Raw genomic sequence first — 12539 nt, 5'->3', positions numbered from 1 at the left:
ATACGGCTCGATGAACTTCCACTGAGCATTGGTGAGTTGCCTACGCGTCACGACCACAGTCCTACCGGATTCCACCCCGCGCAGGGGGAAGAACTTAGAAGCTGATCACGACATCACACAGGCCCTAGGTGCCCACCTCGGGCGAAGTGAACAACTCGATGACCGCCGCACGGTCCCGGGCCCCGAGCTCACGGAGCACGAGCCTCTCGGACCTTCGATTCCGTTATGGGACGGCGTACTCGGCGTGGGATCGTTCCGGACGGACTGTGGGGCGATCGCAATCATTAGCGGCAAGGAGAGATCGCCCCCTGGCCTTCGTGTTTTCCCGAGGCGCGGGAACGTCCGGAGCGGTCTGTCCGGACATGAGGTCCGGACAGACCGCTCGCGCCTTCACGCGGAGGGATCGGGCTCAGCAGCCGCCGCAGTTGTAGAACGTCACGTCCCAGTGGGAGCCCTCGTCGGCGTAGACGTTGCCGGCTCCGGACTTCCACTGCGGGGCGCCGTCACCGCGCAACCCGATGTAACTGAACGTGTTCTTGATGTAGTTACCGAGGCACGTGTACTTGCTGAAGTCGAGCTTGTAGCCGTTCCAGTGCGAGTAGGTCCCGTCGGCGTGACCGGTCTCGGTGCCGCCCGTGATGTTCAGCGCGCAACCGCTGGCGCTCTTGAGGGTCTGGGCGCCCTGCGCCGTGGCGAGGTTGAGCTGGTCGAAGGACGTACAGGAAGCGTTGTTGCGGTTCGAGCAGCCGCCGGACGACGACCAGGTGATCCCGGAGCTGCGGAACATCGAGGTCGCGGTGGCGTGGCTGATCTTCGTGGCCGCGTGGGCGGCGGTGGCACCGCCGACGACGCCGACGCCGGGGGCGAAGAGCGCACCGAGTACGAGGGCGAGGGCGGTGAGGACGGAGCGCAGTACGTTTGCTCGTGGGCGGTTCGTGGCCGAGGGGCCGGCCTGGTTGCCTGGGGATGCCGCGGGGAGCTTCATGAGCTTTCCTCCTGGTGCGGATTTCGGCGGGGGGACGGGTGCGCTGGTGTACGAGGTGCCGTGCGGTGGAACTCGGGGTCTACCCGCGTCGACTCATGGACGCGAAAGGCCCGGGATGCGGCCCGGGGGCGGTCACACGGCCGAGCGGAAGGCCGGCAGGTATCCGCCGGAGTGGCCCGCGGCCGTGGGGTGGTAGCTGTTGGAGACGGGCACCGAGACGCTGTGCAGCCAGGCGTTGGCCGAGCAGATCTCGTGGCCCGTGAACTCGTCCACGACGCTGGAGTACGAGAATCCGGCGTTGGCGGCCTGCTTGGCGAGCATGCCGTTGAGGGCGTCGCTGCCCCGGTTGATCGCCGCGCGCTCGGTTTCGCTCAGGCCGGCGATGCAGCTGCCGTTCAGCTGGTAGAAGCGCGGGTAGCCGAGTACGACGACGTGAGCCTGCGGCGCCTTGCTGTGGATGGTGCCGTAGAGGGAGGAGAGACTCCCGGGCAGGGTGTTGTTGATCTGCGAGATGGCGTTGTTCACCGCGTTGACACAGGTGGTCTCGCTCTGCAGGACGCAGGTCTGCATGACGTTCGCGAACCCGACGTCGTTGCCGCCGGCGGTGATGCTCACGAGCGTGGTGGAACTGTTGAGGGGGGTCAGCTGGCCGCTCTTGACCGTACTGGTCGTCGCTCCGGAACAGGCGGTGAAGGAGAACGAGGCCGGGGCGTTGGCCGCCGCCCAGAGGGACGGGTAGGCCTTGCTGCTGCGCTGGCAGCTGCCGCTGTCGGACAGGTAGCTTCCGGCGCCGACCCCTGAGGAGTAGGAGTCGCCGAGAGCGACGTAGCGCTCGCCGGCCGCCGTGGCGGCCGAGGCCTGCTGGGTGAGTCCCAGGGTCACGGCTGCGAGGGTCAGCAGGACGGGCATGACGCGTCTGAAAATTGTCGTGGGCATGACAGTGAACTCCTTGGAGTGTTGTGGGGAACAGGAGTTGTTGAAGCGTCACTCTTCTAGCAGTGAGCGACCGCCACGCGATAGGCGTGCGAGGCGGATTGTTGCTGTGCGCTCGGCTGGGACGCCGAGCCCAAACGTCGCCGGGTCCTGGCGGACGACCGGCGCCGTGGCTGGTGGACGGGCGGCGGCCGGTCAGCCGGGCAGGCTGGCAGGCCGAGCGCCGCAGGGGATGAAGTGCCAGGTCTGTTGACCGGTGCCGTCGGTGCTCCCGGTGCCGCGGGTGCCGCGGGTGCCTCCGCCGCGGGGATCCCGGCTCGCGACCCACCTGACGTCACGTGAGACGTGCCTCCACTCCCTGCTCCGGCCGATCGTGATGCGACCGTTGACGGGTGTGCCGGGGGTGGTCGGGACGCGCCGGGGACGTACGTTGCCGTATGCGGGGATGCGCGAGCCGTCTTGGGTTCGACCGCCGGCGGCCGGGTGCCGGCGGCCATGGTCGCGCCCTCGGCCGCCGAGCCGCCGGGTCGCCGGGGCGCCGACTTGGCCCTGCTGAACAGCGAGGTCGGCAGGCCGACGCGGGTGAGGGTGGCGGAGGAGTTCGGACCGCCGAGCCGGCCACTGCGAAGGGTGGGTCCCGGCACCGACGCGCGAGGGGTGCGGGTCGTGGAGAGCGGCATGGCCGTGGCTGATGGTGGAAGCCGGCTGGGTGATGCCGGCTCTCGGAGCGACCATCGTGGCGGCGATCGGTACGGACGATCCGAGTCTTCGCCAGAGCATGACGATCAGCCTCAAATCCGCTGCGTGGGGGGCGTGTTGGTTGGGCCCGACACTTCTAGCAGCATCTGAGTACTCGTGAGTAGCCCTCGGACGACAGTCGTCCACTATGCGGGCATATTTTCTTCGCGCGTAGATGTCGGTCCGGCTCGGATGCCGGGGAAGTGAACGGACTGGTGCGCTCCGGCGCTCCGACGCCTCCCCGCAGAGCCTCCGATGGCCCTCGCCCGCCGTTCGGAGAAGGCGTCAGGGATGGGATGGGAGAGCGCGCCGCCCGCGCGCTCAGGGCTGCGAACGCAAACTCCGGCCCGGCCCGGCCCGGCCCGGCCCGGCCGGGGCTGGTCGAGCGGGTCGGGCTATTCGCGCGGTGCGGGAGGCGGGATGGGGCCGGGCCGTATGGTCGGACGGGCGGGTGGGAAACTATCCGGTCGTGGATCTGCCCTGCCACACCAGGTCCTCGGCGGAGGAGATCGTCGGAGCCGCTCCGGTTTTCTGGAGCGGACGCCTGTGTCGAGGCACAGTGCTTGTCGCCGGCCGGGGCGACGAGCCCGGACGGGTCAGCGGCGACGGCGCTTGACGAACAGCGGGATGCCGAGGCCGAGGCCTACGGCGACGACGGCGCCGAGTGCGGGCCACATCCAGGAGGCCTTCCCGGATTCCGCATCCGCAGATTGCACCTGGTGCGGCACCGCAGCTGTCTGGTCGGCGCTTGGGGTGGGAGCCTTCGCGGGGGCTGGGACGGCGAGGGGGTCGGTGTCGGGCGCACCCGGGTCTCCCTCATGATCGAGTAGAACCTTGCGGGGGCGGGCGACTCCGTACCCGACGTAGTCGCTGCGCTTCGAGCCGTCGACTGGGGCGCCGGCCGTCTGGATGAGGACACGGGCCACCTGGTTCGCGGTCCAGTCGGGGTGGGCCGACCAGACGAGCGCGGCGGAGGCGGAGGCGAGACTGGTGGCGTACGAGGTGCCTCCGTCTCCCACGCACCAGCCCTTGTTGTCGGTGCAGCGGATCTGGACCTTGCCGCCGACGGAGGACAGGTCCGTGTCGGGGCCGTAGGAGGTGAACGGCATGGCCTTGGCGGTGTCGTCGACGGCTCCTACGCCGATGACTCCCGGCAGGGCGGCGACAGGGTTGTTGAAGTTGTGGCCCTCCCCGTCGTTCCCCATGGCGGCGAAGACGAGCGCACCCTTGCTCTGGGCGTACTCGACGGCCGGCCTGATCTTGTCCATCGACCACCCCGGAGTCACCCCGAGGGAGATGTTGATGACTTTGGCTCCGTTGTCGGCCGCGTACCGAAGCCCCTTGGCCACTTCGGGACCTACGGCAAAGGCCATGGGCGTGCCGATGCTCGTGCGGATGGGCAGGACCTTGGCGCCGGGAGCGAGGCCCTGCGGGCCGCCTGCTGAGCCGTCGCCGACGATCCCCGCGGTCATGCTGGTCCCGTGCCCGACGAAATCCTCGTGGGGCGGATAGGTGATATCCGGGCGCTCGAAGGGTGGTTCCATGAAGGAAATGCCAGGAAGGACTCGGCCCTTCAGCTCTGGAAGGTCCGTGACGCCGCTGTCGATGACCGCCACTGTGACGCCGGTGCCGTCCGCCACCTTCCACATCTCCTGGGCTTTCATCTTCGTGAGGTAGCCCCGTGGGTCGGTATCGGCCGCCGCCGGCATCACCGTGCCGGCGCTGACCGTCCACGCTGCGACGATCACAGCCGCCGCCCTTCGCCACGACCCATGTCGATGTATGGTGCCCCGCATTTTCGCCCCTTTGTATCCATGCGCTGCAATCTCGCGCGGACCCACCTCATCACACTGCCGATCCAAGGCAGCACCCGGCTACTTGAAGGGCATGTCCCGGCCAGGGAGAGGCTTGGCCTTCTTTGCTGCTTCGCTCGTGCGTAGTTGCCACGCATAGATCAAGCGTTGTCGGCGGGGGAGGGGACGGCATGGCAGGGGACTTCACCCAGGGGTGGGGCCGGCGCCGCGCGAGATGGTCGACAACGGCCGTGCGCTCAGGCAGCGGTACGCCATCCAGGACGGGGACCCCACGCCGTACCCGGCGCAGGACGGCCACCCTGTCCGCGGGCCCACCGTCGGACCACCCTGATCCGGGGGTGACCGAGCGCCGTCCTTGGCCCGTCCGGCCGACTACGCCGCTCAGCCTCGTCGCATCGGGTGCGAGAAGGCCGCGCCAGGCCCCTCTGTCGTTCTCGTGCCTGAGAGGAGCAGAAGGACAGACCTGCGTCGCGGTCAGTCCCGGCGCCTGATCGAGTCCCCAAGCAAGTCGGTCAGTTCCGCCTCTACGGCGGAGAGCAGCGGGGTCCCCCAGACGGTCAGAGTCTGCTCCCAAGGATGCCCGAAGGTGCCCAGGCGCATGTCATGTGTGAGGTGGAGGTGGTAGTCGCCGTTGGGATAGGTGCCGAGGCCCGGCACCGGGGGCCGGCCGGGGATGCCGACGCGGCGGGGGTCGTAACGGTAGCCGTCGTGCTGCCAGTTCAGCCAGTACACGAACTCCCCGGGCTCGGTGGCGCTGACCAGTCCGCGCCGGACGATCGCGTCGAGCGCTGCGGGGAGGTCGGGCACGAGCCGGTGGTGGGAGTGCAGGTCCCAGACGGCAGAGGGGGACGGTTGGGTGATCGCAGGTCTGGTGCTCGGCGTGAAGTCGAAGTCCGCGTAGAAGCGGTCCCACAGCGGCCCGTCGTCGTGAAGCCAGTCGAGGAACTGTGCGGGCCGGCTCGGTTCCGGGGTTGCAGGCGGACTCCAGTGGTAGGAGCGGACGGTGGTGGCCTCGCTGAAACCGGCCTTCAGAAGTTGCTCGCGCAGCGAACCGTGGGCCTCGGCGAGCAGAGGGCAACCGAGCCGGCTCCGCTCGCGCCACCGGTCCGTGCAGGTCCGGACGAAGTCCTCGTCGTCACTCGTCAAGCCGCCGACGAGGGTGAAGGGCTGTTCGTCGCTGTGAGCCCAGCCGACCGCAGTGACCACGCCGTCGTCCAGGAGAACCTCGATCACGACGTCCCCCTCGTCCGAGGAGCCATCCGCGATCATCTCGGCGTACGGCATCGCGTGCGGGCCAGGGGAGTCGACGGCCACCGCCCAGGTTCGACCCGCCTGCCCCCGCACCCGGTACAGACTGTGCACACCGTCCCGAGGCTCCGGCACGTCCGCGCGCTCCACTCCTGACGACGTGGTGGCGATCAGCACGGAGCGCTCCCAGCCGGCGGTGAAACCCGCCGCCGTCAGTGCAGGACCCAGATCAGGGGAATCGTGTGCGTAGACCTTCCACTCCACCGGCTCACCACGCTTCGCGAAGGCTTCCTGCTGCCGACGTACCAGCACGGCGAGGTCGGTGCCCAGCGCGAGGGGAGCGTGCTCGACGGTCCCGCGGGTCCCGTAGTGACGGCGCGCGACCGGCCCGTCGACCTCGACCACCACCCCCACCGGGCTCCATGCTGGCATGCGCCCCCGCAGCCCGTTCCATTGCGCCCACCGCGCATCGACAACCATGATCGGGAGCTTAGGCGGGTCGGGGGACGACCCGGTGGCAGGGTCCAGAAGCAACTTCGCCAGCCGCGCAATTGTGCAGCCATGCACGCGGCGGTACCGGCGGGTCTGATCCACTCCCGGCGTCGCGGGCCAACCACCTCGCCCAACAGGTGTGGCTGTGACTGATCGGCCGCCCAGCGCCCCGCGACGCCACGGCCACACCCGCGCCACATCAGGGGAACGCCGGCGACCGGGGGCATAGCCGGAGAGGCGTGGCGATCTCCCACATATGCCAGACCCTCGGTGCGGCGCCGGGGTCAGCTCCTGCGGGTCAACGGGTGCCCGGCGAAGCTCACCCCTGCCAGGCCGTGAGCCACCAGGCTGCGAATGTTGCCGTGATCGGCGCCGTTCGGCGTCGCCACCACGCTGCGGTAGTGCTCGCCGAATGCCAGCAGTGCCTCCTGGTCGCTCAACCCCTCCAGCAGGGCAAGTCCCAGCGTCTTGCAGGAGCCCTCGTTCTCACCCGCGGCATTGTCCAGTTCCCCGTTGCGGAACGCCTGCGGCTGATACTCGTAGTGCGATGCGATGAAGGCCAAGGTGCCGGCGAACTCGTGCTCACCTGACGCGAGGCTTGCCCGGAGCGAGTCCAGATCAGTCATGTCGGGTCCTCTTGGGTGGGTTGGACAGACGATCCGCTTGCCGTCCGTGATCGGACGAACATACCCGCCTCGACGGCGGCACGCAGAAACCGTCCCACACCTCGAACGGACCACATCTCCGCAGCTTACAAAGAGGAGCTTGTATGGCCCGTCCGGCCGCCGAATGATGTGCCTCGCACCTTCGGGTTGCCTGCGGGCCCGCTTCCGGTGCGCGGCTCCAGGAGCGTCACCGCAGCGCCGTCTCCCGAAACCGTCGCGTCGCCCTGGCCGACCAGGCGGCGGTGTGCCGACCAACACGCGAGAGGCATGCCATCGTCCACGCGAGAGGCATGCCATCGTCCGGGGAGGTCCGCCCCCGCCTCAAGGCCGGTGGTCCACCGGACCGGTCCCGACGGGGCGCACCTGGTGAGTCTCGTTGTGGTGGTAGTGGTCGCGGCGCCGACACACATCACCGCGGCGAACGCGCGGCTCATCGCCGACGGCTTCAGGCAGGCCATCACCTGGCGGAACGCCGTCAAGTAGGGGGGCGCGCACCCAGCATGACGTGCCTGGTCAAAGGGGGAGAGTCGACGAAAGGGCTGGCTCCCCGGCGGGGTCATGCTCCGTTGCATTCGATGCAACTGCTCAGGTGGCTTCCGCCGCCTTCGAGGTGCTCCGGGCCCGAGCCCGTGCCCGCTCGATCTCGTTGATGTGGGTTTCGGTCCATTGGCGGAGCGCAGAGATCGGCTCGGCCAGACTGCGGCCGAGGTCCGTCAGGTCGTATTCGACCCGGGGCGGGATGGTGGGGTACACGGTGCGGGTGACGAACCCGTCGGCCTCCAGGCCGCGCAGCGTCTGCGTGAGCATCTTCTGTGAGACACCCTCGATGCGCCGCTTCAAGTCGGTGTAGCGCAGAGTTCCTTCGAGGAGCGCGTCCACGACGAGGATCGTCCACTTGCCGGAAATGTGGTCGAGGACCTGGCGCGTCGGGCACTTTGCGGAGTAGGCGTCGGCAGGCAGTCCGGATGCTTCCACCGTGGTCTTCATGCCGGGAGAGTAGCGCACGAAAAGGTGCCCTCTTCCCTACGGAGAGTCGCTCTCCAATAGTGAGTTACATGACGAGCCACACGATGTCCGTCGCTGAAGCGATCCGCACCCGCCGCACCGTCCGCCACTACCGGCCCGATCCGATTCCGCCGAGCACGCTCAAAGCACTCCTTGATCTCGCGGTGGAGGCGCCCACCAGTTGGAACCTCCAGGACCGGTCGATCGTCGTGGTGTCCGGAGAAGCGGGCCGTGCGGGGCTGGCATGGGCTACCGGAGGCCAGCCCCAGCCCCAAGAGGCCCCCGTCGTACTGGTCTTCGTCGCCGAGCCGCAGTCCTGGCGTGAAGACCACAGCGACGTCTATGAGCAGGCGCGGCGCGGGGGAGCATGGAACGACGAGTTCATCGCGAGGTTCTCCGCCGCGTCGAGCGCCTTCCAGGAGGATCTCGATCGGCGCGGTCTGCTTCGGGAGTACGCGGTCAAGGACGCCGTGATCGCGGCCTCATTCCTGATGCTCGCTGCTACGGAGATGGGTCTGGCGACCTCGCCCATGAACGGCTGGGACGAGGCCAAGGTGAAGAAGGTGATCGGGATCGACGGCCGTGACGATCTGGCCGTCGCCCTGTTGGTCTCGGTCGGCTACCCGGCGGAGGAACGGCGCCATCCAGGCCGGCGTGCCTTGGAGCGCAACGTCTTTCGCGGATCGTACGGGCGGCTCCGCGACACGGGGAATGCCACACGCCGGACATGAGACGCCCCTCTCATGGGGACGGTCGGGTGGGCCGGCGTTCCTGGTGGGGATCGCTGAGCAGCTGGTGCCCGATGCGTTGTGGGACTTGTTCCAGCGGGTGGTGCCCGAGGCGCCGTCGCAGCCTCAGGACGGTGGCCGGCGTCGGTACGGCGATCGGGAAGTGCTGGCGGCGATCGTGTTCGTCGTCACCTCGGGCTGCACCTGGCAGCATCTGCGCGCAGCGTTGTCCGGGCCCGCCGGTGCGGCCGCCCGTCGGCGCTTTTCGGAGTGCTCGAAGGCGTATGAGACAGGCCGCACCACCGTCGGCGCGAACCGGTAGGAGGTGACCTGCCGGAAGACAGCCCGGCTGATCGGCAGACGCCCGCCGGCGAACAGGTCGCGGTCGACGGCGGGACGGCGTATGGATCACCGATACCACCACACGGCGGGACAAGCTCAATCCTGAGCGCCGTGCCGCACTGACGGCGCCGGGCACGGGCACAGGCACGGGCACGGCATGGGCCGTCTCAGGCCGCGACGAGCTCCTTCTCGCGGTCCGGCGTCTTGACCTTGGGCTGCTTGTTCGGCAGCGAGAGCCGGAAGACCTTGCGCCACGCGGAGTACACCTGCTTGGGCAGCGGTCCGGTGACGTACTCCAGCTCGTACTTCTCGAACAAGGCGCGCACCTTCAGCGCGACCTCGGCGTACCGGTTGCTCGGGAGGTCAGGGAACAGGTGGTGCTCGATCTGGTGCGACAGGTTGCCGGTCATGAAGTGCATGGCCTTGCTGCCGCTGATGTTCGCCGAGCCCATCATCTGGCGCAGGTACCACTGGCCGCGCGTTTCGCCTTCGATCGACCGGCGCTCGAAGACCTGTACGCCCTCGGGGAAGTGCCCGCACATGATCACCGAGTGGGACCAGATGTTGCGGACCAGGTTCGCGGTGAACGTGGCGGCGAGCGTGGTGAGGAACGACGGGCCCGACAGCAGCGGGTGGATCACGTAGTCCTTGAGCACCTGCTTGCGGATCTTTCGGCCCACGTCCCTGGCCCGCGCGCGGAAGTCCGGATTGTTGCGGCGGCGCTTGTGCAGGTTCTTGGCGAGCTCCAGGTCGTACGCCGCGATGCCGTACTCGAAGAAGCAGGCGTTGATGAAGTTCCACAGTGGCTGGCCGAGGTGGAACGGGTGCCATTTCTGATCCTCGTCGACGCGCATGATGCCGTAGCCGAGGTCGTTGTCCTTGCCGATCACGTTGGTGTACGTGTGGTGCAGCTCGTTGTGCGAGTGCTTCCACTGCTCGGCCGGCGAGACATGGTCCCAGTCCCAGGTGGTGGAGTGGATCTTCGGGTCCCGCATCCAGTCCCACTGGCCGTGCAGGATGTTGTGGCCGATCTCCATGTTGTCCATGATCTTCGCCACGGACAGACCCGCGGTGCCGATCACCCATGCGGGCGGGAAGATCGAGAACAGCAGCACGCCCCTGCTGACCAGCTCGAGTCTGCGCTGCGCCGCGATCACCCTGCGGATGTAGGCGGCGTCGTCCGCGCCGCGGGCGGCGATCACCTCGTCGCGGATCGCGTCCAGCTCGCGGCCGAGCTCCTCGATCTGCTCCGCGGTCAGGTGTGCGGTGGGGTCGATGGCGGTCAAGGTGCTCCTACCGTTCGATGTCGCAGGGGCCCGCCGCGGCGGACACGCAGGTCTGGATGAGGACGCCCGGCTCGGCTTCGGTGATCTCACCGGTGCGCAAGTCGCGGACGGCTCCTGCCTTGAGCGGCGTGACACAGCCGAAGCAGATGCCCATGCGGCACCCGGACGGCATGAGCACGCCAGCCTCCTCGCCGACGTCCAGCAACGGCGTGGAGCCGTCCGCGTCGACGGTCTTGCCGGTGGTGCTGAACGTGACCTCGCCCCCGTCGCCGGCGACGACGATGCTCGGGCGGAAGCGTTCGGTGTGCAGGCGCTCCTGGACGCCGTGCTCGGTCCAGTGCTGTTCGGCGGCGTCGAGCAGGCCCGCGGGCCCGCACGCCCATGTCTCGCGCTCGGCCCAGTCGGGCACGAGTTCGTCGAGACGGGTGACGTCGAGCATGCCGTCCGTGTCGGTGTGCAGCTCGGTGAGACGCAGCTTCTTGTCCGCGACCAGGTCGTGCAGATCGTTCCGGAAGATCACGTCTTGCGGCTGTGGCGCCGAGTGGACCATGACGACGTCGTCGAACTCGATGTCGCGCAGCATGCCCATCACCGGCGTGATGCCGCTGCCGGCCGTCAGGTAGAGCACCTTGGCGGGCTTGGCCTCCGGCAGTACGAAGTCACCGGTCGCCTGGTCGAGCTGGATCAGCGTGCCCGGTTTCGCCCTGCGGACGAGGTGATTGCTGACCTTGCCGTCCGGGATCGCCTTCACGGTGATCGTGACGCGGCCGTCCTGGCGGTTCGTCGGCGAGGTGAGCGAGTAGGCGCGCCACAGGCGCACCCCGTCGACGTCGACACCGATCCGCACGTACTGACCGGCTCGGTGACCGCGCCAGCCCCGTCCCGGCCTGATCACGAGGGTCGCGGCGTCACCCGTCTCGGGGTGCACGGCCTCGATGCGCCCACGCAGGTCAGCGCCCGCACGCAGCGGGCTGACCAGATCGAGGTAGTCCGACGGCAGCAGCGGCGTCGTGACCATCTCCAGCAGTTTCCACGCCCCACTGCGGAGGGCTGCACTCGTCATGACTACAGCTTGATGCGCCTCAGGGCGTAAAGTCCTGTCCGCAGGACGTGAAACTGGTCGGCTGAATTGTCTGCAGGGAACAAAAACATGAACCATGCGATCCAGCGGGCCACCGAACTGGCCCTGGATGAGACAACGGTCACCGCACTTCGGGCCGAGCTGAAGACCACCGCCGACGAGGTCGTCCAGGCGATCATCGACGAGGTCCCCTCCTACGCCAACGCCCTTTCGGGCCGCATGGGCGGCACCATCCGCCGAGCCGTCCGCACCGCCCTGGCGCACTACCTGGACCTCGCGAGCGGGAACGCCACGGGCGGCGACGGCGGTGACGCAGCCTACGAGCTGGGCCGCGGCGAGGTGCGCGACGGCCGCTCGATGGACGCCCTGCTCAGCGCCTACCGCGTCGGCGCCCGCGTCGCCTGGCGATGCCTGGCCGCGGGTGCCGTACCCGCAGGTCTGCCCGCCGCCGAGGTCGCCAAATTCGCCGAACTGACCTTCGCCTACATCGACGAGCTCTCCGCCGCGAGCGCCGCGGGCCACGCCGACGAACTGGCCGCCCGGGGCCGGGCTCATGAGCGCCACCTGGAACAACTGGTCCGCGACCTCCTCGCCGACGCGAGCCCGGACGTGCTGCGGGCCTCCGTTCAACGGGCCGGGTGGCAGCCTCCGGTTTCGCTGACCGCGGTCCTGCTGCCCGCAGCCCAGGCCCGGCCCGCCAACCGCGTGCTCGACCCGGGAACCCTCGTCCTCGACGATCTGCCGGACGCCCTCGGCGTACTGTTCGTCCCCGACGCCGACCGATCACATCTCCTCAGACAGCTGACCGACCGTACCGCCGTGGTCGGCCCGTCCCGGCCATGGACCCGTGCGTCCGCCTCGTACGCACGAGCCGTCCGTGCGCGCTCGCTCTCCTCCGATATCCGCGACACCGAGGATCACCTGCCCGAGCTGGTGCTGAGCGCCGACGTGGACGCGTTCGCAGACCTGCGTGCCCGAGCCCTCGCACCGTTGCTGACCTTGCCCGTCGCGACCGCGCGGCGGCTGGAGGAGACGTTGCGGGCGTGGCTCCTGCACCACGGCAGACGGAACGAGGTGGCGGCGGCGCTGTTCGTCCATCCCCAGACCGTCCGGTACCGGATGTCGCAGCTCCGGGAGCTGTTTCCGGATCTCGAGTCGCCGCACCGGGTCCTCGAACTGACGCTCGCGGTCGGTCTTCGGGCCAGCTGACGCGTTCTTCGAG

Annotated in this window: 10 protein-coding genes and 1 pseudogene; 3 read left to right on the top strand and 8 right to left on the bottom strand. The window is 68.8% G+C overall.

The window, feature by feature from the left end:
- Positions 1-409 precede the first annotated feature (409 nt).
- The 6 genes from ABZY44_RS11910 to ABZY44_RS11885 all read right to left on the bottom strand — a co-directional run bounded on the left by ABZY44_RS11910 (position 410) and on the right by ABZY44_RS11885 (position 7862).
- Entirely contained in the window at positions 410-985 is a 576-nt protein-coding gene (locus tag ABZY44_RS11910; protein WP_356652546.1) for a hypothetical protein, read from the bottom strand.
- A gap of 132 nt (positions 986-1117) precedes the next feature.
- Positions 1118-1921 (bottom strand): SGNH/GDSL hydrolase family protein, encoded by an 804-nt coding sequence (locus ABZY44_RS11905; RefSeq protein ID WP_356652544.1) that lies wholly within the window; start codon positions 1919-1921, stop codon positions 1118-1120.
- Positions 1922-3252: 1331 nt separating this feature from the next.
- Positions 3253-4404 carry a S8 family serine peptidase gene (locus tag ABZY44_RS11900; protein ID WP_356652542.1) on the bottom strand — a complete coding sequence of 384 codons (1152 nt, stop codon included), beginning with the start codon at positions 4402-4404 and terminating at the stop codon, positions 3253-3255.
- Between the two features lie 540 nt (positions 4405-4944).
- The gene (locus ABZY44_RS11895) at positions 4945-6198 is read right to left on the bottom strand and encodes a DUF2716 domain-containing protein (RefSeq protein ID WP_356652540.1); all 1254 of its coding nucleotides are present in this window, start codon (positions 6196-6198) and stop codon (positions 4945-4947) included.
- A 296-nt stretch (positions 6199-6494) separates the two neighbouring features.
- Complete coding sequence (locus ABZY44_RS11890) at positions 6495-6836, bottom strand: HopJ type III effector protein (RefSeq protein ID WP_356652538.1); 342 nt, start codon at positions 6834-6836, stop codon at positions 6495-6497.
- A gap of 624 nt (positions 6837-7460) precedes the next feature.
- The gene (locus ABZY44_RS11885; RefSeq protein WP_356652535.1) at positions 7461-7862 is read right to left on the bottom strand and encodes a helix-turn-helix domain-containing protein; all 402 of its coding nucleotides are present in this window, start codon (positions 7860-7862) and stop codon (positions 7461-7463) included.
- 68 nt (positions 7863-7930) lie between these two features.
- On the opposite strand from ABZY44_RS11885, the gene ABZY44_RS11880 reads away from it, so the two are divergent.
- Together ABZY44_RS11880 and ABZY44_RS11875 are read left to right on the top strand one after the other, a co-directional pair.
- A complete protein-coding gene (locus ABZY44_RS11880; RefSeq protein ID WP_356652533.1) occupies positions 7931-8611 on the top strand; it encodes a nitroreductase family protein in 681 nt (226 codons plus the stop codon).
- 40 nt (positions 8612-8651) lie between these two features.
- Positions 8652-8891: pseudogene (locus ABZY44_RS11875) on the top strand (transposase); the annotation flags it as partial.
- Positions 8892-9117: 226 nt separating this feature from the next.
- Here ABZY44_RS11875 and ABZY44_RS11870 read toward each other — a convergent pair.
- Positions 9118-10236, bottom strand: a complete 1119-nt coding sequence (locus tag ABZY44_RS11870; protein ID WP_356652531.1) for an acyl-CoA desaturase — start codon at positions 10234-10236, stop codon at positions 9118-9120.
- Between the two features lie 7 nt (positions 10237-10243).
- Positions 10244-11299 (bottom strand): ferredoxin reductase, encoded by a 1056-nt coding sequence (locus tag ABZY44_RS11865; protein WP_356652528.1) that lies wholly within the window; start codon positions 11297-11299, stop codon positions 10244-10246.
- Positions 11300-11386: 87 nt separating this feature from the next.
- Here ABZY44_RS11865 and ABZY44_RS11860 point away from each other — a divergent pair, with 87 nt between their 5' ends.
- Positions 11387-12526, top strand: a complete 1140-nt coding sequence (locus tag ABZY44_RS11860; RefSeq protein ID WP_356652526.1) for a helix-turn-helix domain-containing protein — start codon at positions 11387-11389, stop codon at positions 12524-12526.
- Positions 12527-12539: the final 13 nt, after the last annotated feature.

The sequence above is a fragment of the Streptomyces sp. NPDC006544 genome, assembly GCF_040611715.1.
In the GTDB taxonomy this organism is placed as follows: Bacteria; Actinomycetota; Actinomycetes; order Streptomycetales; family Streptomycetaceae; genus Streptomyces.
This window is presented reverse-complemented; position numbering and strand designations above follow the sequence as displayed.

What these genes read in the sequence shown, in the direction of transcription:
- ABZY44_RS11905 (WP_356652544.1), bottom strand. Translation starts at nt 1,921, where the DNA reads ATGCCCACGACAATTTTCAGACGCGTCATGCCCGTCCTGCTGACCCTC.
- ABZY44_RS11860 (WP_356652526.1), top strand. Translation starts at nt 11,387, where the DNA reads ATGAACCATGCGATCCAGCGGGCCACCGAACTGGCCCTGGATGAGACA.
- ABZY44_RS11880 (WP_356652533.1), top strand. Translation starts at nt 7,931, where the DNA reads ATGACGAGCCACACGATGTCCGTCGCTGAAGCGATCCGCACCCGCCGC.
- ABZY44_RS11865 (WP_356652528.1), bottom strand. Translation starts at nt 11,299, where the DNA reads ATGACGAGTGCAGCCCTCCGCAGTGGGGCGTGGAAACTGCTGGAGATG.
- ABZY44_RS11895 (WP_356652540.1), bottom strand. Translation starts at nt 6,198, where the DNA reads ATGGTTGTCGATGCGCGGTGGGCGCAATGGAACGGGCTGCGGGGGCGC.
- ABZY44_RS11910 (WP_356652546.1), bottom strand. Translation starts at nt 985, where the DNA reads ATGAAGCTCCCCGCGGCATCCCCAGGCAACCAGGCCGGCCCCTCGGCC.
- ABZY44_RS11885 (WP_356652535.1), bottom strand. Translation starts at nt 7,862, where the DNA reads ATGAAGACCACGGTGGAAGCATCCGGACTGCCTGCCGACGCCTACTCC.
- ABZY44_RS11890 (WP_356652538.1), bottom strand. Translation starts at nt 6,836, where the DNA reads ATGACTGATCTGGACTCGCTCCGGGCAAGCCTCGCGTCAGGTGAGCAC.